The 21,162-nt window shown below is 58.2% G+C and carries 18 protein-coding genes; 12 read left to right on the top strand and 6 right to left on the bottom strand.

The window, feature by feature from the left end; genetic code table 11:
• Positions 1 to 26: 26 nt before the first annotated feature.
• The 4 genes from ABD796_RS25365 to ABD796_RS25350 all read left to right on the top strand — a co-directional run bounded on the left by ABD796_RS25365 (position 27) and on the right by ABD796_RS25350 (position 5,701).
• Complete coding sequence (locus ABD796_RS25365; protein ID WP_344913253.1) at positions 27 to 833, top strand: sulfite exporter TauE/SafE family protein; 807 nt, start codon at positions 27 to 29, stop codon at positions 831 to 833.
• A gap of 167 nt (positions 834 to 1,000) precedes the next feature.
• The gene (locus tag ABD796_RS25360; protein ID WP_379120614.1) at positions 1,001 to 1,858 is read left to right on the top strand and encodes an inositol monophosphatase family protein; all 858 of its coding nucleotides are present in this window, start codon (positions 1,001 to 1,003) and stop codon (positions 1,856 to 1,858) included.
• 201 nt (positions 1,859 to 2,059) lie between these two features.
• Entirely contained in the window at positions 2,060 to 4,816 is a 2,757-nt protein-coding gene (locus ABD796_RS25355; protein WP_344913248.1) for a CHASE3 domain-containing protein, read from the top strand.
• A gap of 3 nt (positions 4,817 to 4,819) precedes the next feature.
• A complete protein-coding gene (locus tag ABD796_RS25350) occupies positions 4,820 to 5,701 on the top strand; it encodes a CheR family methyltransferase (protein WP_344913246.1) in 882 nt (293 codons plus the stop codon).
• Positions 5,702 to 5,871: 170 nt separating this feature from the next.
• Here ABD796_RS25350 and ABD796_RS25345 read toward each other — a convergent pair whose 3' ends face one another.
• Positions 5,872 to 6,540 carry a GOLPH3/VPS74 family protein gene (locus tag ABD796_RS25345; protein WP_344913244.1) on the bottom strand — a complete coding sequence of 223 codons (669 nt, stop codon included), beginning with the start codon at positions 6,538 to 6,540 and terminating at the stop codon, positions 5,872 to 5,874.
• 270 nt (positions 6,541 to 6,810) lie between these two features.
• On the opposite strand from ABD796_RS25345, the gene bioD reads away from it, so the two are divergent.
• Genes bioD through ABD796_RS25310 form a run of 7 tightly spaced genes read left to right on the top strand, consistent with a single transcriptional unit; the run spans position 6,811 to position 13,435 of the window.
• A complete protein-coding gene (gene bioD, locus ABD796_RS25340) occupies positions 6,811 to 7,560 on the top strand; it encodes a dethiobiotin synthase (protein WP_344913242.1) in 750 nt (249 codons plus the stop codon).
• Between the two features lie 34 nt (positions 7,561 to 7,594).
• Positions 7,595 to 8,587, top strand: coding sequence for a biotin synthase BioB (gene bioB, locus ABD796_RS25335; protein WP_344913240.1), 993 nt, complete (start codon positions 7,595 to 7,597; stop codon positions 8,585 to 8,587).
• Between the two features lie 29 nt (positions 8,588 to 8,616).
• On the top strand, positions 8,617 to 9,918 hold the full coding sequence (locus ABD796_RS25330) for an aminotransferase class I/II-fold pyridoxal phosphate-dependent enzyme (RefSeq protein ID WP_379120641.1): 1,302 nt from the start codon (positions 8,617 to 8,619) through the stop codon (positions 9,916 to 9,918).
• A gap of 1 nt (position 9,919) precedes the next feature.
• On the top strand, positions 9,920 to 10,708 hold the full coding sequence (locus ABD796_RS25325; RefSeq protein ID WP_344913236.1) for an alpha/beta fold hydrolase: 789 nt from the start codon (positions 9,920 to 9,922) through the stop codon (positions 10,706 to 10,708).
• Positions 10,695 to 11,666, top strand: coding sequence for a methyltransferase domain-containing protein (locus ABD796_RS25320; RefSeq protein ID WP_344913234.1), 972 nt, complete (start codon positions 10,695 to 10,697; stop codon positions 11,664 to 11,666). Before ABD796_RS25325 ends, ABD796_RS25320 begins: the two co-directional genes overlap by 14 nt.
• A gap of 56 nt (positions 11,667 to 11,722) precedes the next feature.
• Positions 11,723 to 12,706 (top strand): sugar kinase, encoded by a 984-nt coding sequence (locus tag ABD796_RS25315; protein WP_344913232.1) that lies wholly within the window; start codon positions 11,723 to 11,725, stop codon positions 12,704 to 12,706.
• A 57-nt stretch (positions 12,707 to 12,763) separates the two neighbouring features.
• Positions 12,764 to 13,435: a bifunctional 2-keto-4-hydroxyglutarate aldolase/2-keto-3-deoxy-6-phosphogluconate aldolase gene (locus ABD796_RS25310; protein ID WP_344913230.1), complete on the top strand. Its 672-nt coding sequence runs from the start codon at positions 12,764 to 12,766 to the stop codon at positions 13,433 to 13,435.
• Positions 13,436 to 13,532: 97 nt separating this feature from the next.
• Here the strand turns inward: ABD796_RS25310 and ABD796_RS25305 are convergent, their stop codons facing one another.
• A complete protein-coding gene (locus ABD796_RS25305) occupies positions 13,533 to 14,207 on the bottom strand; it encodes an LrgB family protein (protein WP_344913228.1) in 675 nt (224 codons plus the stop codon).
• On the bottom strand, positions 14,204 to 14,578 hold the full coding sequence (locus tag ABD796_RS25300; RefSeq protein WP_344913226.1) for a CidA/LrgA family protein: 375 nt from the start codon (positions 14,576 to 14,578) through the stop codon (positions 14,204 to 14,206). The genes ABD796_RS25305 and ABD796_RS25300 overlap by 4 nt, the downstream gene beginning before the upstream one ends.
• A 107-nt stretch (positions 14,579 to 14,685) precedes the next feature.
• Here ABD796_RS25300 and ABD796_RS25295 point away from each other — a divergent pair, with 107 nt between their 5' ends.
• Positions 14,686 to 15,576, top strand: coding sequence for a LysR family transcriptional regulator (locus tag ABD796_RS25295; RefSeq protein WP_344913224.1), 891 nt, complete (start codon positions 14,686 to 14,688; stop codon positions 15,574 to 15,576).
• A gap of 62 nt (positions 15,577 to 15,638) precedes the next feature.
• On the opposite strand, the gene ABD796_RS25290 is transcribed toward ABD796_RS25295, so the two are convergent.
• From ABD796_RS25290 to ABD796_RS25280, 3 genes are all read right to left on the bottom strand, one after another.
• On the bottom strand, positions 15,639 to 16,376 hold the full coding sequence (locus ABD796_RS25290; RefSeq protein WP_344913222.1) for an HAD family hydrolase: 738 nt from the start codon (positions 16,374 to 16,376) through the stop codon (positions 15,639 to 15,641).
• A gap of 230 nt (positions 16,377 to 16,606) precedes the next feature.
• A complete protein-coding gene (locus tag ABD796_RS25285; protein ID WP_344913220.1) occupies positions 16,607 to 17,440 on the bottom strand; it encodes a helix-turn-helix domain-containing protein in 834 nt (277 codons plus the stop codon).
• Between the two features lie 139 nt (positions 17,441 to 17,579).
• Entirely contained in the window at positions 17,580 to 21,131 is a 3,552-nt protein-coding gene (locus ABD796_RS25280; RefSeq protein WP_344913218.1) for a DUF4838 domain-containing protein, read from the bottom strand.
• Positions 21,132 to 21,162: the final 31 nt, after the last annotated feature.

Below are 21,162 nucleotides of genomic sequence, written 5' to 3'. Positions count from 1 at the left end.
ATACGCCCGATGGGAGAGGATGGGTCTTGACCGGATTTCTGCTGCTGCTCGTTATCGGCCTTATATCCGCCACCTTCGGCAGCATTGTTGGGCTTGGCGGGGGCATCATTATCGTTCCCGCGCTCATGTATATCGCCCCGGTATTTCTGGACCGGGATATTTCCACCGCTACGGCGGTCGGCACTTCGTTGACCGTGCTTATTTTTACCGCTTTATCCTCCACCCTGACCTTCATGAAGGAGAAAAAAGTCGACTTCCGCAGCGCCTGGGTCTATTTTATTACGAGCGGTCCGGCAGCCATGATCGGAGCTTCGTTGACCGGCAACTTCGCTCCGCGTCCGTTCGAGCTGACGTTCGGCTTTTTTATGCTGTTTATGGCTGTACTGCTGATGCTCCGCAACAAGCTGAAGCCGGCGGACATCGATTGGCGCATCAAGCGGACGTTTACCGATGCGCATGGGAAAGAGCACGACTACGGGTACAACATCCCGGCCGCGCTGGCCGTTGGCTTCGGCGTCGGCTTCATATCCGGTCTGTTTGGCATCGGCGGTGGGTCTCTGTTCGTACCGGTCATGGTGCTGCTGTTCCGTTATCCGCCGCATGTGGCGACGGCCACCTCGATGTTCGTCATCTTCCTGTCGTCCATTCTGGGCAGCATTACGCACGGCTGGCATGGGGAAATCGATCTTTACAGCGTTATAGCACTGGCGCCGGGGGCTTGGGTCGGCGGCTGGCTCGGCGCGAGGATCGTCCGCAAGATGAGCGGCGGCGCTCTGCTATGGGTGCTGCGCCTGACGCTTATCGCGTTGGCCGTCAAGATGATCGCGGGATAAGGCTTGTCCGGCCGTGAGTTCGCGGGCGATCCGGACGGGGCGGCGCATTTTTGTCGAAACCGCCTAATGGATTTGGGTGAAACCATGAAGAAATTGTAGCGTATAAGTAATATACTAATCTCGTACGACTGTAAAAGAGAACGTAGGATAGAAATGAGTGATATTTGTTGAGTAATGAACAACAGCCTTTTACGGTAAGCGGCAAAAGCTTTACGGCCGTTGCCATTAATACGGCCGCCAAAGCCGGCGAATGGATCAAGCTGAAGCTCGGTTCGCATGCGACGCTGGCGCAGAAAAGCACCTCCCACGATCTGGTAACCGAGGTGGACAAAGGTTCCGAGACGATGATCCGCAACCTGATTCGGACGCACTTTCCGCAGCATGCCATTCTGGGCGAGGAAGGCGTAGCTCCCGGAGCGGACGCTTCCGCGCGGGCTTTGAAGGCGATGCAGGACGAGGAATATTTGTGGATCGTCGATCCGATCGACGGGACGACCAACTTCGTTCACGGCTTTCCATTCTTCTCGGTATCGATTGCGCTCGCCCATCGCGGCGAAGTGATCGTCGGCGTCGTTTATGACCCGAGTCGGGACGAGCTGTTCGTCGCCGAGAAAGGGAAGGGCGTGTACGTAAAAGGCAAACGGATGAACGTATCGGCCGAAGCCAAGCTGTCCGACGCGCTGGTTGCGACAGGCTTTCCGGCGGATAGCGGATACGCGCTTCCTCTCAATCTCCAGGGCATTCAGGCGGTTGCGCCGCGCGTAAGAAACATTCGGGTTGCCGGCTCGGCTGCTCTGCATATGGCTTACGTGGCGGTAGGGCGGCTTAGCGGTTTCTGGGAGATTGGGCTGAACAGCTGGGACGTTGCCGCGGGCGCGCTGCTCGTCAGCGAAGCGGGCGGTCTGATTACCGATACGGCCGGACAGCCTTATACGTTGGCGGTGCGCCATGTGCTCGCCTCAAACGGAAAGATTCACGAGGAGCTGCGCGAGACGTTGGCCGGAGCGCAGGCGACAGGCTTCTGAGGGTGTAAACAGTTAAACGAAGAGCAGGATGGATAGCCTAACGGCTGCCGTCCTGCTCTTTTTGTTATGGTGCGCTGCTTATGTAGGAGACATGAGATCGACGGATGCTAAAGTCTCTTTTTTGTCGTTTTGCTACACAAACTTGGTACATACAGGTATAATTTAAGTAGACCGAAATATAGAGAAGGCAGGGCCTAATCGATGAAAAGCACCACTTCATTCAGCATACGCACCAAAATAATGCTAGGGTACTTGGCCAGCATCGTATGCTTTATCGTCTCTCTAATATTTGTGGATAACCAGCTGACAAGGATGCAGCTGGAACGCAATTATATTATCGATCACGATATTGCCGTACACGATTTGACCAACCGGATCGAGAAGCATTTGCTCGATATGGAGACCGGACAAAGAGGTTTTACGATTACAGGCGACGAGGAGTACCTGGAGCCTTATAACAAAGGCAAGCAGCAATGGGAGCAAGACTATTTGCAGTTGTTCAACCTGATTCAGGACAACCCCGCCCAGCAAAACAACCTGAAGGCGATCAAGGCGACGATCGAGCATTGGATTCGGGTAGCCGGCGATGTGGCGATCACGTTGAAGAAGGAAAACCGGAACGAGGCGATCGCGCAGTTTTACAAAAAAGATCCAGGCAAGGCCGACATGGACCAGATGCGCACGCAATTCGAAGCTTTCCGCAAGACGGAAGTCGATTTGACGAGCCAGCGTGCTGCCCAGATGAACGACCGCAATGCAACGTTAAGAATAACGCTTTACGCCATACTGGCGGCGGTTGCCTTACTGTCCACGGCGCTCGCGACGATGATCTCCGGCACGATCGTCCGAACGATCAAGCAGGTGGTCCTCACGATCTCGGAGATTGCCGCTTCGGGCGGCAGCGCGGGACAGCGCATCGAAGTGCGTACGCGGGACGAGATCGGCGCTCTCGCCACCGTGACCAACCAACTGCTGGAGAGCCATGAGCAGCGCAACTGGCTGAAGACGCGGCTGGCCGAAGTCGTCGGCATGTATCAGGGCGAGGAGGATATCCGGGCGCTCGGGCAATCTTTTTTGTCGAGAATGGCTCCGCTGCTGGACGCTTCGTACGGCGTCTTCTATGTGCGCAAGGGGAGGGCGGGGCAGCAGCAGCTGGTCAGGACGGCTTCCTACGCGGCATCGGGCGAAATCGGCGATGCGGACAGCGCAGTATCCTTCCGGCTCGGCGAGGGGTTGGTGGGACAATGCGCGGCGGAAAATCGCCCGATTCACCTCGAGCAGGTGCCCGGCGATTATATCAAGGTCGTTTCGGGCCTAGGCAGTGGCGCTCCGACCAGCATTATGATCTCGCCGGTCGAATATGAAGGAAAGGTCATAGCCGTCATCGAGTGGGCTACGCTCGGGGCGTTCACACCGCTGCAGCGGCAGCTGCTGGATGAAGCGCTCGAAGCGCTCGGCACGGCCGTCAACAGCGTGGACAGCCGGATGGAGATCGAGCGGCTGCTGCGCGAGTCGCAGGCAATGACCGAGCAGTTGCAGACGCAGACGGAAGAGCTGCAAACTCAGGCGGAGGAGCTGCAGACCCAGCAGGAAGAGCTGCGCGTCTCCAACGAGCAGCTCGAGGAGCAGAACCGGCATTCGGAACAAAAGTCCAGGGAACTGGAGCTGATCCGCGTCGAGCTGGAGGAATACACCGAGCAGTTGGAGCAAAGCTCCCAGTACAAATCCAACTTCCTCGCCAACATGTCGCATGAGTTGAGGACGCCGCTTAACAGCATGCTGATTCTGTCGCAGCTGCTGTCGGAGAATACCAACCTGACCGAGGACGAGAAGCAGTATGCGCAAGTGATTCATTCGGCGGGCAACGATCTGCTGAATTTGATCAACGACATTCTCGACCTGTCCAAGGTAGAGGCCGGGAAGATCGATATTATTGCCGAAGAGATGAGCGTCACTGAGCTGCCCACGATTATGAAATACCAGTTTGAGCGGCTAGCCGAGCAGAAGGGGATCGAATTCGTTATCCGACTGGACCCGGATGCGCCGGCGATTTTTTGGACGGACGAGCGGCGGCTTCATCAAATTTTGCGTAATTTGTTGTCCAATGCGTTCAAATTTACCGAGAGCGGCTCCGTTACCCTTGCGGTCGGCGTGGCCGATCCTCAGAAGATCGGCGTCCAACTGCCGGTCGAAGGCAGCTTCGTACTGGCCATTTCCGTCGCCGATACCGGTATCGGCATCCCGGCGAACAAGCAGGAGGCGATATTCGAGGCGTTCCAGCAGGCCGACGGGACGACGAGCCGCAAATACGGCGGCACCGGGCTCGGCCTGTCGATATGCCGGGAATTTGCCAGGCTGCTGGGCGGCTCCATCGTCGTCAGCAGCAAAGAGGGAGCGGGCAGCACGTTTACTTTGTACTTGCCTTCCATCAATCAGAGCCAAACGCTTGAGCTGCTCAAGGCGAGCGAAGAAGTGGCCGCAGACGTCTCGACGGGTGGGCTCGGCATGCCGCTTGCGGAAAGAGGCGAACCCCAGCGTTCCTCCCGCTCTGTCGTGCCCGAGACGGTCGACAAGGAGATCTATGCCGGCAAGCGGGTGCTGGTCGTCGATGACGATACCCGGAATACGTTTGCCCTCAAAAGCATGCTGGAGGAAGCCGGCGTGGACGTATCGGTTGCAGGCAACGGGCAGGAATGTCTCGATCTCCTGGATACGGAGGAGCGCTTCGATCTCGTCTTGATGGATATCATGATGCCGGTGTTGGACGGCTATGCCGCAATGCGGCAAATCCGCACGATGCCCCGCTTTGAGACGCTGCCGATTATCGCGTTGACGGCCAAGGCGATGAAATTCGACCGTGAGAAATGTTTGGAAGCCGGCGCTTCCGATTATATAAGCAAACCGTTGAACATGCACCAGCTATTCTCGCTGATGCGGGTTTGGCTGACAAAGGTGTGAATTATGGACGATCGATGGAATAGCCAGACGACCGACTCGGAGGAAGAACAGGATGGGGGCGGCGAAGTCGAGCTGGTGGAGATAGAACTGCTGCTTGAAGGGTTATATCGGGTATACGGCTTCGACTTCCGCAATTACGTCCGTTCGTCGATCCGCAGACGCATTATGAACCGCGTCAGAATGGACAATTTGCCCACCATTACGGCGCTGCTGGACCGGGTGCTGCACGACCGCTACGAAGCGAACAAACTGCTGGAGGATTTCTCGATACATGTAACGGAGATGTTTCGCGACCCCGGGTTTTTCTTCGCTTTCCGGCAAAAGGTCGTACCCCTTCTGCGAGAGCTGTCGGAGATCCGCATCTGGCATGCCGGCTGCTCGACAGGGGAGGAAGTGTACTCCATGGCCATTTTGCTGCAGGAGGAAGGGCTCGGAGAGAAAACGCAAATATTCGCGACCGACATGAACGAGCGTATATTGGAAAAGGCGCGGACCGGCGCTTTTCCGCTGACGCGCATGCAGGGCTATACGCGCAATTATTTGCTTGCCGGAGGCACCCAGGAGTTTTCGGCGTACTATACGACAGACCACGAATATGCGTATTTTCATCCGTCTTTGCGCGAGAGTACGATGTTTTTCCAGCATAATCTGGCGACCGACTGCTCGTTTCATGAATTTCATGTGATCATTTGCCGAAATGTGTTCATATATTTTAATCCCGAGCTGCAGGCTCAAGTACACCGGTTGTTCGGCGACAGCCTGCACGAGACGGGCATACTGGCGCTTGGCAGCAAAGAGTCGCTGATACATGTCGGCCACCCCGGCCGGTACGAGCCGATCGACCCGGTTTCCAAGATTTATCGTAAAGTAGCCGAGAGCCGTTAAAACGTTCCGTGCTAGTCTGATAGGCGCATTGAAAAAGAACCTTCATTCCACACTTGCCGGTGGTTTGAAGGTTCTTTGCGTACGATAGAGGGAGCGGGCCGAGGGCACAAAGAACTTGTTGCTAGCGTCGGGCTTACAGGCAAGCGGTTCTTGTTACAACGTCGGGCAGTTTAGCCGATGGAGCTCGTCACCATCACGACGTGGATTTCGTCGATCGCTCTGCGGGTTTGCCGCAACACCACTGGTAGATCCCCAGAGCGATCTTGCAGCGAGCGCAGTCTGGAACGCATCGCTTCCAGCTCGTTAGGCGGAAAATACGCCCGCAGCAGCTTGGAAGCGTCAAGTATCATGGCAAGGAGCACAGTCGGTACGTCATCGGGCGTCTGCTCCAGCAGGCATTCGCGGATATTCCCGATGATGCCGCCGACTGCCGCCGGACGAGGGATCAAGCGCTTGGAGCTGAAGACGAGCAGCAGCTTGCTGCGTTCTTCGCTCAGCATGCGATTGTCAAGCAGCGGCTGAAGCTCGGCCGCGACCGGAGGCTGCCGGTAACGTCGATGGGCATGCAGATCGCGCATCCATCTGCGGAGCGTCGCCGGGCTTTTATAAGCCGTCAACTGCTCCAACAGTAGGGAGCCGCCCGCGGATTGCGGCGGCGGACCGCCGATAGCCTCCAGCAAGCCGTCTTCCTGCAGTCGCAGGCGACCTTGGTGCAGCAGTTCGGCAATGCCCGCTGCACAGGCGTACAGATGCATAACGGGAGCCGGTTGACGGCCGAGCTGATGAGCGTCGGGATCGAGCGCGAGAAGCATATATTGTTGGGCTAACGATAGAGGCATCGGCGGCAAACACTCCTTGGGCGAAAGACCTTTCGCGCCGGCCTGGAAGCAAACACGGACGCAGATCCGACGCTGGGAAAATAGATCGTTCAGGCAATTTATGGATAAGTATAAACGAAAAGTGGGACAGGTGCATTGTCGAACCGGCCAAAATCGTGTACAATCTGTTCTATTCCAATTGTTAACCGTATAAAAATAATAATGGTTGACAATTGAGTTAAAGGAATCAACAGTGGACAAACGAAGCGGGCGGAGAGGCGGATTCGGCGTATGTATCGAGGCTTGTTTATTACCGGTACGGATACGGGCGTAGGTAAAACGCGAGTGACGGCGGGCATAGCAGCCGCTCTGCGCTTGCCGCCGGCTTGGCCCCGGGCGGAACGATTTGGCGCTCTGGCGCCTTCCGATGCGGTCGGCGTCTGGAAGCCGGTGCAGACCGGAGCAGCCTCGCCCTCGGCGCGCGAGGCGGACAGCTGGCGGCTGGCGGAGGAGGGCCGTCTGACTCAGACGGCGGAATCGATCGCCGGCTTGACTTACCCCGCCCCTCTGGCTCCGTGGATGGCCGCGAGAAGACAAGGAGAAGTCGTCGACTACGCTGCCCTGCTTGACGATGGAAAGCGGCGACAAGCCGCTTGCGGCTTCCTGCTAGTCGAAGGGGCGGGCGGTCTGGCCGTGCCGCTTACGGCGACGAAGCTGATGGCCCATCTGGCCGCCGATCTCGATTTGCCGCTGCTGATCGTGGCGCGGGCCGGTCTGGGGACGGTCAACCATACGCTGCTGACGGCAGCGTTGGCCCGACAATACGGCTTGATCGTCGCCGGGGTCGTGCTGAACGAAACGGTACCCGGCGACGCGGAGCCGCAGCGTCTGGAGGAAAATGCCGAGATGATCGAGGCTTTCGGCGATGTGCCGGTTATTGGCAAGCTGCCTTATACGGAATGGGCCGGGGAAGGCGGGACGTCCGAATGGGCCGCTATCGTAAAGCGGGAGCTGGATTGGCCGGCATTGCTGGGCGGCTGACTCGACTATACGTGTAAAACAGGAGGAGAAGCGAATGATCGAATTGCGTTCCACATGGGATTGGTTTGCGGAGAAGGCGCTGCGCGGCGAGAAGCTGACCGCGGAGGAAGGACTGGCCGTGCTGGAGGCTGACGATGACGAGCTGCTGCCGATGCTGCATGCGGCTTTTCGCGTGCGCAAGACGTATTTCGGCAAGAAGGTGAAGCTGAACCTGATTATAAATGCGAAGAGCGGCCTATGTCCGGAGGACTGCGGGTACTGCTCGCAATCGATCGTCTCCAACGCGCCGATCTCGAAATACCCGCTGCTGGAGAAAGACGTGCTCGTCGAAGGGGCGCGCCGGGCGATGGAGCTGAAAGCAGGCACGTATTGCATCGTCGCCAGCGGACGCGGACCTACCGGCCGGGAGCTGGATCAGGTGGTATCCGCCGTGAAGGAAATCAAGGAGACGCTGCCGATGAAAATATGCGCCTGTCTCGGCATTTTGTCCGAAGAGCAAGCAGCGCGCCTGAAGGAGGCGGGGGTGGACCGGTACAACCATAATTTGAACACGAGCGCCGGTCACTTCGACCGGATCACGACGACGCATACATACGACGATCGTGTCGATACGGTAGAGAAGGTGAAAGCGTCGGGCATGTCCCCCTGTTCAGGTTGTATCGTCGGCATGGGCGAGAGCGACGCGGAGATTGTGGAAGTCGCGCTGGCGCTGCGCGAGCTGGATGCCGATTCGATTCCGGTCAATTTTCTGAACCCGATTCCGGGAACCCCGCTCGCCGGCCGGCGCGATCTCAACCCGCGCAAATGCCTAAAGGTGCTGGCCTTGTTCCGTTTCTTGTGCCCGACCAAGGAAATCCGCATATCCGGCGGCCGCGAGCTGAACCTGCGGTCGCTGCAGCCGCTCGGATTGTATGCGGCAAATTCGGTGTTCGTCGGCGATTACTTGACGACCGAGGGACAGGAGGCCACCGCCGACCACCGCATGCTGGAGGATCTCGGGTTCGAGATCGAGCTGTGCGCCCTGTAGAGGGTGGCGGCGCCGATGCCGCGGACTGGATGCGGGGCGAGTTGGAGCGGTTGAAGGCGGCGGGGCAGTACCGGACTTTGACGGAATCGATTCCCGCCGCGGAAGACGGCTGGATATGGCGGGGCGGCCGGCGGATGCTCAATCTGGCCTCGAACGATTACTTGGGACTTTCCCGCCGGCTCGACGAGGCGGATATCGCCCGCTGGCGCGAGCATGCGGCTGGTGGAGAGCCTATGAGGGAATTGGACTTGGACGAAGAGGGTATTCACCGACCGTCGTTCGGAGCGGGAACGGCACCGGCGATCGGGGGAGGGCCCGGGGCCGGGATTGCTGGGAAGGAGAAGGAGCTGTACGGCGGGGTCCGCACCGGAGCTGCGGCGTCGCGGCTCATTGCGGGAGACGACCCGTTCTTCGGCCGCTTCGAACGGGAATTTGCCGTCTATAAAGGGGCGGACCGTTGTTTGCTGTTCGGTAGCGGCTATATGGCCAATATCGGAATTATCGGCGCTCTGGCCGGCCGGCGCGACATCGTCTTCAGCGACAAGCTCAACCATGCGAGCATCGTAGACGGGGCTCTATTGAGCCGGGCTGAGCTGGTCCGCTACCGGCACCGGGATATGAACCATCTGGAAGCGCTGCTGCAAAGAGCCGATCCGGCCAAGAGAAAGCTGATCGTGACCGATGCGGTGTTCAGTATGGATGGCAGCCTGGCACCTTTGACCCGGCTTGTGGAACTCAAGGAACGCTACGGCGCCATGCTGATGGTGGACGAGGCGCACAGCGGAGGCGTGTACGGGGACGAAGGGGCCGGGCTGGTCCACCGGCTCGGACTGTCCAGCCGCATCGATGTGCAGATGGGCACGTTCAGCAAGGCGTACGGCTGCTACGGGGCTTACGCAGCCGGCAGCGCTCTCGTGATCGACTATTTGATCAACAAGGCGCGAAGCGTCATCTTCTCGACGGCGTTGCCTCCCATGGTCGTTCATGCGATCCGCGATCAGTGGCAGAACGTGCGCCGGAACGAGTGGCGGAGAAAGGCGCTGCTGGGCAAAGCCGAACGGCTGCGCGCAGAGCTGCGGGAAGCGGGATTCGATACGGGAGACAGCGAATGTCACATTATTCCGATCCTGGTAGGAAGCAATGAGCGTGCGGCGGAGTTCGGAAGCCGGCTGCAGGAAGCGGGAGTCGCCGCCGTGCCGATTCGTCCGCCGACCGTGCCGGAGGGGACGGCGCGCATCCGATTGACCCCGATGGCGACGCATCGGGACGACGATTTGCGACAGGCCGCAGCCGTCATGAAGACGATCGGCCGGCAGTTGGGAGTGATCTAGCATGAAGCCGGTTTGGCTATGGATTCACGGCTGGGGCATGTCGCCGGATGTGTGGGGCGATCCCGGCGTATGGCTGCCCGAGGCGCGGCATCGGTTATTCAGCTATGAAGGCTGTCATACGGTAGACGAGATGAAGGAGCGGTTGCGGGAAATTGTCTGCGAAGAAAGCCTCCAGGGTGGTCCCGTGCATGTGCTTGGCTGGTCGCTCGGGGGCATGCTGGCATTGGAGCTGGCCATGGAGACGGGGCTCGGGGAGAATAAGGAGCGGCTGCCGATAGGGCAGGCCGTACTGATCGGCGCTTCACTGCGCTTCGTCGACGAGCGGCGGGAGATCGGCTGGCCGGGGCGCGTCATCCGCCGCATGCGGACCCAATTGACGGCTGACCCGGCAGGGACGCTGCTGCGTTTTGCCGATTCGATGCTCTCCCCCGGAGAGCGACCGACCTGGCCGGCTGTAGCCGAACGGCTCGCGAAGCGGACGGACTTTACGCTGGCGGGCTTGGAAGCCGGGTTGACCTACTTGCTGGAGACGGATTTGACCGGTCGTTGGGAGCGCTGCTCGCAAGCGTGGGCGGTAGAGGACGTTTCGGAGGAAATCGCTATGCGGGATGGCGCACCCGAGGTCATCTGGATGCACGGAGGAGAAGATCCGGTATGCCCGCCGGCGGCTCTTGCTGTGGGACCGTTTCGAAAAACCGTCCTATTTCCCGGTGCCGGACATGCCCCTTTCGTCACGCAGCCGGAACGTTTTGCACAACAGCTAAGGAGAATCGCCGATGGTTATCGATAAGTCGCGGGTACGGAGACATTTTGACCGCCATGCTCATGAGTATGAGCGCTATGCGGTTGTCCAGGCGGCGATGGCCGAGGAAGTGGCGACGGCTGCGCTTGGCGCGCTGCGGGGAACGATGCGCGGCCGGAACGCAAGCGGAAGGTTGGACCTTGCTGCCGGGACCGGGAGGGAAGAGTACCGCTGCGAGGCGCGCATTCTGGAGATCGGCTGCGGAACGGGCCGGCTGACGGCGGCGCTTGCGCGCGCGCTTCCGGAAGCCCGGTTCGTGTGCATCGATCTGTCCGCCAATATGATCGCGGCGGCACGGCAAAATTTGGCCCATTGGCAGCTCGATCCGGACGGAAACGAACGCGTGACGTTCCTAGAGGGCGACGCCGAGACGCTCGTCGCTGAAGGAGAAAGTTTCAGCGTCGTCGCTTCGGATGCCGGAAGCGGGTTGGAGGAGCCGGGGAGGCGGCTGGGGTTCGATCTGATCGTCTCCAATGCGGCCTTCCAATGGTTCGCGGCGCCTCACCGTACGATCCAGGCTTGTCTTCGCCTGCTTCGTCCGGGAGGCGCCCTCGTCTTCTCTACGTTCGGACCGGGGACGTTCCGTCAGCTTCACGCCTCCTTCGCGGAAGCGGAACGGCTGCTCGGGCTCGACGCAGTGCCGCATGGACAATCGTTCGCCGGGGAGGCCGGGTGGAGGGAATGCTTTGCCGGAGCGGACGGGACGTTCCGATGGAGCGGGCGTGTCGTCACCGAGACGAGTCAAGACGTTCGCGCGTTTCTGCATGGAGTGAAGCGGATCGGCGCCGGCAACGCGGTAGTGGGAGGACATCCCGGCGTAGGAGGCAGGAAGCTGCTGGAGACGATGGAGCGCATCTATACCGGTAAGTTCGCGGCGCCCGGTGGCGGCGTAGAGACCGATTACGAGCTTGGCTTCGGCATTTTTTTGCGGGCGGACCTTGCTTAAACCGTGCACGATTGATAAAATGGGCACAAAATCGGTATTCGTTAGGTGGTATGAGCATGGCACACGGAAGGCATGGCAGCAGCGGCACGACTGGGACGCCGGAAGTAGTAACTTTTGGCGAGACGATGGGACTTATGATGCCGACCGGGGTGAAAGGAATCGAATACGCCGGCCAGTTGGAGAAATCGTTCGCCGGAGCGGAAAGCAACGTCGCGATCGGCCTCGCCCGTCTCGGACACCCGTGCGGATGGTTTGGGCAGTTGGGCGCCGACCCGCTGGGCCGGTATGCGCTAAAACAAATCCGCGGCGAAGGCGTCGACGTGTCGCGCGCCCGTCTCGTCGAAGACGCTCCGACGGGGCTGATGATCCGCGAACTGGTCGGCGGCAAGTCGTCGGTTTACTATTACAGACGGTATTCGGCAGCCAGCCGGATACGTCCGGAGCATCTGGACGAGGCGTATATCGCGGGAGCGAAGCTGCTTCACATAACCGGTATTACGCCGGCACTGAGCGCGGACAGCCGGGAGACGGTCATGGCGGCGATCGGGCTGGCGCGCAAGCACGACGTGAAGGTGTGCTTCGACCCGAATTTGCGGCTGAAGCTGTGGCCGCTCGCTGAAGCCCGTTCCTGCTTGCTGGAGCTGGCCGAGGAAGCGGATTACTTCCTGCCGGGTTTGGACGAGCTGGCGCTGCTGTACGAGACGGACGACTGGGAGCAAATCGTCGGCAGACTCACGCGGCTGCGCGCCGTATCGATCGTGAAAGGCGGAGGGGACAAGACGTTTATTATAGAGAACGGGAATGTCTCATCGGTGCCGTATTTCAAGGCGGAGCGCGTCGTGGATACGGTCGGTGCCGGAGACGGCTTCTGTGCGGGTTTTATCGCCGGTTTGCTGAAAAATAATTCGCTTGCCGAATCGGTACGGCTCGGCAATCTGATCGGCTCCATGGTCGTACAGACTTACGGAGACTGGGAAGGGCTGCCCACCTGGGAGCAAGTGCAGGCATTGCTTAACAACGAGGCGCATGTCGAGCGGTAACCTACGTACCGGGGCTGCCCCGGCGCGATATTAAGCGGAATGGATGGATGAACACCTATGAAGAAGCTCAAGCTTGTACAGCAAATCGTCAACGAAGGAGTCGTCGCCGTACTGCGCGGAGAAACGCCGGAGGAAGTCGTCCGGATGGCCGAGCAGGCCATCGCCGGAGGCATTAAAGTCATTGAAGTGACCATGACCGTGCCGTTCGCCTTGAAAGCGATCGAGGAACTGGCGAGCCGGTATTCGAGCTCCGATCCGGAAAGCGACAGGTATGCGATCATCGGCGTAGGTACGGCACTCGATCCGGAGACGGCCCGAGCAGCTATCTTGAGCGGTGCGGAATTCGTGGTGGGTCCTTCGCTCAACCCGCAAACGGTCGTCCTCTGCAACCGGTATCGCATTCCGATCATGCCCGGCGTGATGACCATACAGGAGATTCAAACCGCCTTGGAGCTTGGCGTGGATATCGTCAAGCTATTCCCGGGCAACCTGTACTCTCCATCGATGATCAAGGCGATCAAAGGACCGATGCCGCAGGCGAACGTGATGCCGACGGGCGGCGTATCGCTCGCCAATATCGGCGAATGGGTCCGCGCCGGAGCGGTAGCCGTAGGAATCGGCTCCGACCTGACGACAGAAGCGGTCAAAACCGGCAATTACGCGCTTGTGGCGGAGAAAGCCGCTCAATACGTTGCCGCTTATCGCGAAGCGAAAGCGAACGCAAACTAAACCGATACCGCAAGTTCGCGGTGGCGGCAAACATACAGATTAGACCGGGAGTGCGCTTCCGGTCTTTTTTACGCGGCTTGGACTGGAGAAGGCCGATTCACAGAAGGAAGCTGCTTAAAGGGATGACCGCGAGGGTGACGAGAGCGGCCACGATCATCGAGACGCTGGCGATCGCTCCTTCCTCGCCGCCCCATTCATAGGCGAGCGACGTTCCCGCTCCATGGGCGCCCATGCCGAGAAGCACGCCCTTGGCTACCGGACCGCGGATGCGCAAAGCCCGGACAAGCAAGGGCGCCAGCGCCGAGCCCCCGATGCCGGTGACGATCACGAAGACGGCGGTGACGGAAGGGATGCCGCCGAGCGAATGCGAGACCGACATGGCGATCGGCGTCGTGATCGAGCGGGGAATCATAGTCGCGATCATTTGTGGACTGGCGTGGAGCAGCAGCAGACTGCCTACCGCCGTCGCTACGGCCGCCGAGCTGCCGAGTACGACGCCGGCCACGATTGCGGCTGCGTGTTTTTTCAATAAAGCGAAGTGCTTGTAAAGCGGAACCGCAAATGCGACGGTTGCCGGCTGCAGCAGATCGGAGAGCCAATCGCCGCCCGCGTTGTAGACGTCCACGGACGTGTGCGTAACGGTCAAGCCGCCGATCAGCGCCACCGGAACGAGGATGATGGGGGACGTATACCAATGTTTATGGCGCCGGTAAAGCCGCTGTGCGCCGAAGTAGCAAGCTACCGTGAGAACGAGCCATGCGATCCCTGTCATGATGATTTTGCCGCTTCCTTTCTGCGCGTTATCGCCTCTGCCAGCAGGCCCGAGCAGCCCATGACGATCAGCGTGCCGACTACAATGGCTGCCAGCAGGGAAACTCCCGCTACCCCGAACAGCTCCCGGTGGCTGATGACGCCGACCGCGGCCGGAACGAAAAACAGCAGCATCCGCGACAGCAGCCAGTTCGCGCCCGCCTCCAGCCACGCGAGACGGATGACGCCGAGCCGCAGCAGCGCGAAGACGAGCGCAAGCCCGATCAGGCTGCCGGACACCGGCAGATTTAAGAAATCGGAGATCCATGTGCCTAACCAGGAAAAACCGATCAGCACGGTAATTTGCCGCATGATCGCGATTGTCTGTTTCATCGGGAACGCCACCTTTACGGTCAGTATACAACCGTCCTTGGCATAGGTAAAATACATATATGGAATAAAAGTCATTCCATTTGTCTATGGAAGGCGGGAAGCTGCGGATGGATATTCGGCATTTGAAATATTTTTTGGAGGTTGTGCGGTGGCGGAGCTTTACGAGGGCGGCGGATGCGCTGCACATTACGCAGCCAACGATCAGCAAGATGGTGAAAAGCATCGAGGATGAGCTGGGCGTCGTCCTGCTCGATCGCAAGGGCAAGCAAGTGGAGCCGACGGACGCAGGGCTGGCGATCGTGCAGCAGGCGCAGCTGATCGTCAATTCCTTCGAGCATTTGTCTTCCGATCTGGCCGACATTGTCCAATTGAAGAAGGGTACGATCCGTATCGGTCTTCCGCCGATGGCCGGTTCGCGTTTTTTTCCGAAAGTGATTGGGGAGTTTCGTCAGGCGTATCCGCTGATCAAGCTGGAGCTGATCGAGGACGGGGCGAAGACGATCGAGCGAAGCGTAGGGAGCGGCGGTCTGGATATCGGGGTTGTGGTAATGCCGACGGACATGCAGGCATACGACAGCTTCGTCTTTGTCCGCGAAAGCCTGAATCTGCTCGTTCATCCCGGACACCGGCTGGCCGGTCGGGATTCTGTTCCGCTAGGGGAGCTAAGGGAGGAACGGTTTATTTTTTTCCGCGAGGATTTCGCCCTGCACGACCGGATTCCAGAGGCCTGCATCGAGGCCGGCTTTCGGCCCAATGTCGTGTTCGAAAGCTCGCAGTGGGACTTTATAAGCGAGATGGTCGCCGCCGACCTCGGCATCGCCATGCTGCCGGAGACCATATGCCGCAACCTCGATTTCCGGAAAATCGCGGTCGTGCCGCTGGAGCGGCCGGGCATACCTTGGCATTTGGCGATGATTTGGCGCAAGGACGGCTATAAGTCCTATGCGTTGCGGGAGTGGATTCGTTTTGCCCGGGAACGTCTGGCACTGACACCTTGAAAAGGGGGCTGGCCGCTGCCATTCCGTTAGTCCATACGCGAGCGCCGAAGACGCGGTATCGCTCAGGCCAGGCTATAACGGCTGATGGCCGGAGGCACGTCCAGCAGCTTCTGCAATTGCAGAAAAGCTTTCTTCGGCTGAACCTCTATATTCACTACGTTGTACTGCCACTCCATGATGGCCGGGATATGAATGGCGTTAATCCCGGTTTCGAGCGCCGGAATGACATCCGTGCGGATGGAGTTGCCGATCATCCACGTCTTGTCGCGGTTGAAGCTGTGGCGGGACAAAATCGATTCGAGCACATCCGTCGTTTTATGGGGTGAAATAAACAGGCGGTCGCCGAAATAAGCGTCCAAGCCCATCCGCTTCACTTTGCTGGCCTGAACGTCCAGGTCGCCCCCGGTATACAGAAATAGCTCATGGCCTTGCTCGCGCAGACTGCCCAGCGTCTCCGTCATATCGGGATAAGGCTCGAGAGTCGGGAACTCGTATACGCTGCGGCCGAGCTTGATCAATTGCTCGCGTTCTTCAGCGCTCGGTTCGCGTCCGGTAAGCGCAGAGTAATGCTCATAGGTTTCCACGAAGGATTGCGGGAAATGGCCGACGGCAAAGCCCAGCTTCTGAACCCCGACCAAGTCGAACTCGTATTGCTTGTCCTTGATTTCAGCGGTTCCTACTTGATAACTGTTAAACCAGGTCGCGATCAGATCGGCGAATTGGTCGAGTACCGCGTCGAAATATTTGTTGCAATGGATCAGCGTATCGTCCAGATCGAATAAAATCGTTTGCTTCATCATGCTCATTCGCCTCCTTGCCCGGTGGTTGCTTCTTGCCGGATCGCGGGTATGCTATGTCGCGGCTTGCGGAATAGCGGTTACCCATGCTTCTTATTGTACCATGTTTCGATAGGCGCAAAACACCCCCGGAAGCCGTTGAAAAATAGCGCAGAAGACAAGGCGAAAGCCAAATAACGCTGCTCGCACAAAGCAACAGCGCTCTATTCGAAGCCCGCTCGACGCTTGTGCCGTCACATTTTGCGATAGTCGCGCGGGGATATGCCATTTTCTTTACTGAACCGCCTGCTGAAATAAAACGAATCGTTATAGCCGACCTCGGCGGCGATCCGATGCACAGGGATTTGGGTGCTGCGCAGCAAAAAACGGGCCTGATCCATACGCAGCCGGTGTACGTACTCGCTCAAGGAATAACCGGTATGGCGCTTGAATATGCCAGCGAAGTGGCCCGGGGAGACGGATAGCTGGCGGGCTAAAGCGGCCCGGTTCAACTCCTCGCGCAGATGTCCGCGTATATAAGCGATTGCCATTTCGATCAGGGCGGCGTTTTGCTGGATATGCTTGGAGGATTCGCGGGTCATGCCGATCATGATATCCAGCAGACGAAGCAGCTCCAGCTTACAATGCCACAAATAACCGGCCTCTTTGCTTTTCCACCGGTGCAGCAACCGGCTGTACGCGTCCAGAAGCGTTCCGTTTTCCGTAAAAAAAAGCGTCGTCTGGAGCGGAATCGGGCCTTTATCGGTTGCGATCCAATGATTGGAAGCGCTTTCCCAGTGGAGGTGATTATATTGAAACTGAGTAGAGTAAAACTCCAGCGTGTTCGTTGGCTGTGTCGTCATCTTCATATAGCTGCCTTTGGGAATATAAAAGAGCACCCCGCTTCGCAGCTTATGCCGTTTACCGTTTAACTCCAGGAAGCCTTCTCCGTTTCGTACAAGACCGATCGTATGCCCCAGCGTCTCCTCGCGCACGATCATATAGCGAAAATCGATCCAAAACGGCCCCGATCGCTCCGAAGCATTGGTCAGCTGCGGTACGAAGTTGTCCATAAAATCGTAGTTCATGCTGGCGTCCGCCTTCCCCCTGGGTTGGGACAATATCGTCTTCTTTTCATTATAAACCATACGAAGCGGAGTGAGTAGCTCGCGTTGCAGTCGTTGGGCTTCAAAAAAAAGGAGGGGCTGCAAGCCCCCCATAAACGAATTACCGAGTGATCCATTCGATGTCGTCCACGTAAACCTCGACCGGGCTCAGACTGTAGACGAGCGCGGCTAATCGGGCCTTCTTCACCGGGATAGCGGTCCCTGGAAATGTCTCGGGAATGACGACGTCCCATACTCCTTCGTTCCATATGCCCGTCGATGGGGCAAGCTGGAGCTGGACGGGCTTGATCGCAGTCGAGTTCACGTTTTTCCCCGATGCGTCCAGCAAATAGATGCCGATGCCGATATTGGCATTCCCGCTTACGCCCGGCACAGAGTTATAACGCAGCTTGACCGTGTAGGACCCTGGCGAAACGTCCAACGTTTGGGCGGGGCCGCCATATCCGGTTCCGGTGACATGAACGCTGGCGGTTCCCGAATAAGCGATGCCCTCTACGCGTTGATAGTTTCTCGTTTGCGTCGTGTTTGGGGATAAGCTCCACGAGGCGGCCGAGCCGCTTCCTTGCTCGAAGGAAGAATTGACGGTGAGCGACGCTCCGAGCGGCGGATTCTCAAGAACGATAGCGGGAGAGCCTGTCGAAACGTTGCCTGCGAAGTCAACCGCGTAAGCCTTATAAATCCCGGCTGAAAACGAAGCCGTATTGAAAGCGCCGGTTACACTTGCTTTTACCGCTGTGGATGTGCCATAAACCGTATTTCCGACCGTAACGGTCGAAGCCGCTTCGATAGCTGTCAACGTTGGAGCGGTACCGATCGGCACCAGATAGATCATGCCGTTTTCGGAGCTGGTCGCCTTGATTTTCGTTCCAATCGGTGCCGGACCTGTCAACGCGACGGCCAGATCGGGAGCGATTTCGTCGCTCATGTATACATCGACGGCAGATGTTCCCCACTTCGTCAACAAGAAGGTCGAGGAGACGACAGGGTCATAGCTGGCTTGCGTAACCGTCACGGTATGGTTTCCGGGCGGCACATCGGCGATGGCATAATGCCCCTGAGCATCGGTGACCGCATGGTGACCAGATGAGGTAACGGATACCGTTGCGCCCGCCAATGGAGTGGCTCCCGTCCCGTAGACGGAGCCCGTCACGATTCCGGCGCCGGTCGCTGCGGGGAAGTTATATAGCACGACGTCGTCCACATAAACTTCAACCGGATGGTCGCTCTCCACCAGAATGATCGGCAGCAGCTTCTTGACCGGGACACTGCCGATTTTATCAGGAATTTCACCGTTCAAATAAGCGGTTGCCCACGTGCTGACCCCCGCAGAAAGGGGAAATAGATCGGAACGGACGGAGCTGCTCTTGATAATATTCCCATTGTCATCAAGTAAATTGAGGCCGAGCTGGATGACGTCTCTGGCGTATACGACGTCGGACACGGTCTTATATCTGACTTGCATGTTGGCGAATCCGCCAGAGCCCGAAACCATTTGTCCGGGTCCTCCCCAGCCGTTGCCATCGATCAACAGACTTGCGTTTCCGGTAAGCGACGTTCCCTCTACCCGATGGAAGCTTCTGGTGCCTGTTGTCTTGTAAACGCTCCAGGGAGGAGCTTGCTCCGCGCCGTTCTCGAACGACGGGTTCTCGATCCGATTGGGCGCCGCCAGCGCAGCGAGCAGCAGCTTCGCATATTCGCGGGAAGATGGGTCGTATCCTTGGGACAAGTCCAGCGTTCGGTTCGTCACCGGTCCGCCTGACGGTTCATCGTGTCTCATGAAATCGACCAAATGCCAAAATTCGTCCAGATTGATGCCGGACCAGACTAGCGTGCTTTTGGAGTTCGCATTCGACATATGGATCAGAACAGGGTCGTCCTTAAATTCATCCAGCAGGGCCAATCGTTTTTCTCCCATCAGAAGCCTTTCGGTAAACGTACTGGACGCGCTCTCCAGAAGCGCAAGCGCCTCGGTTTGATCGGCAGGCCGGTCCGTAGGGTACGGATAGCTCCGTACGGATGCTTCGAAATATTCGAAGGCCCTTAGAATGATGGTGGCGCGCGCTCTCTGTTTGTCCGTCTGGGCCATGGCGACAGCGGCCTCCAGCCAGTGTCGGCTATCTTCGATTTCTTCTGTTGAGACCAGTTCCACATAATCCGGACGCAGAGAGGAGGGCGACTGGAAAAATGGGGACTGCTTGATGCGCACCGTCCAGAAGTTTTCCCAATGGTCGTAATACGTCTTCAAATAGGGGGCCGATGTCGTCCCGACGGCGCGTTCGTACCATTCGTTCGCCAACTGCTCCGCATCCAGGTCCGGATTCCATTGAAGCTTGCTCGAAATCCATGCTTTGGGGCCTTCTCCCCAGTTCGGGTACAATTCGGCATAATGACCGGCCACGCCGGATTGTTTGGAGAGCTTATAAGTTTCGTCCATTTGATGCGTATAGATTCTCGGCAGCAAGTACGGATTGCCGTTCAGGTAGTCGTACCAGCCTACGCGGGAGGCCACCGCTTGCCAAGCGGCATGAAGCTGCATGTCCGCTGCTTTGCGAGCGGGATCTACCCAGTTCCAACGGTCGCGCGTAATATACACGATAATATTGGGGTTGAGCGCGAAGGTAGGAGGCTGCTTTACTTCCTGGTAAGCGAGCACACCGAACTGTTTGCCCGGATGTACCTGAAGCACCCCTTCGACGATCTGATTCACCCAATGGTAGTACAGCTCCTTCGGATTTTCCTCGCAATATCCGCCGGAGTCGTTAACCCCCAACGAGTAAGCGGTCGCCTCCGGATTGTTGGTAAAGTAAGCCGTAATGATCGCAATGGCTTCCGTCGCGGTTGCGTTGGTTAGACACGGCTGCCAGCCCGCTCCTACGGAGTCGTCCTTCGGCACGGTCGGATAATACTCGGGATGAGACGTTCCGTATACGGATGGCGGGAACATTTTATACAAGTTATGGTGGAACTGATCGCGATAATGCATTCGATTGAATTTCGCCCATTCGATCTGGACGTTATAGTTGCTTTTGCCGTACTCGTTGATCGGGCTGAATACCCGACTTTGAAATGCCGGCTGCTGGACGATGTCTCCGAGAGGGACCGACAATACGCTCAACGATGGAATATCCGTTCCGTCCGTTCCCGGCATCAGCCAGCGAACCCCGACATAGCGTTCGAGAAATTCATAAACGCCGAATCCCGTTCCCCATGAGGTCGGACCGATAATCGTAACCGTGCTGCCGTAAGGGAAGATGCCGAACCCGTCATCGTCCAACGCGGACGTTTTGGCTAAGGCGTCCGGATCGCCGCCCGCCCCGGTTGTCCCGACGTATATCCTGACTTTGTTCGTCAGATTCGGGTCCGCCTCATAGGCCGCCGTAGTCATGACGGGCAGCAGTTGACCGGTCGCTTGCCGAACGTACTGGGCCAATGTCTGCGCCGCCGCTGTCGTTCTTGCATCCGCGTAGACCGAGGTGACGACCACAGCATGCGCCTGACCGTTCGCTACCAATTCAATAGGGGATGCGTCTTCGCCGGATTGAAGCCGATTGGCTGCGGGCGCGGCATGGCCCAGTCCCGGACCTAATAAGGAAGCTGCCAAAATAAAAATGATCCATTGAGACAATCCTTTTAGAATGACTCCGTTTTTCAAATGCAAGCTCCTTTCGTTTTGACAATCCGAG

This window comes from Paenibacillus hodogayensis (genome assembly GCF_039536325.1).
GTDB classification, from domain to species: Bacteria; Bacillota; Bacilli; order Paenibacillales; family NBRC-103111; genus Paenibacillus_AB; species Paenibacillus_AB hodogayensis.
The sequence above is the reverse complement of the archived record's forward strand: the minus strand, read 5'-3'. Positions and strand labels throughout refer to the sequence as shown.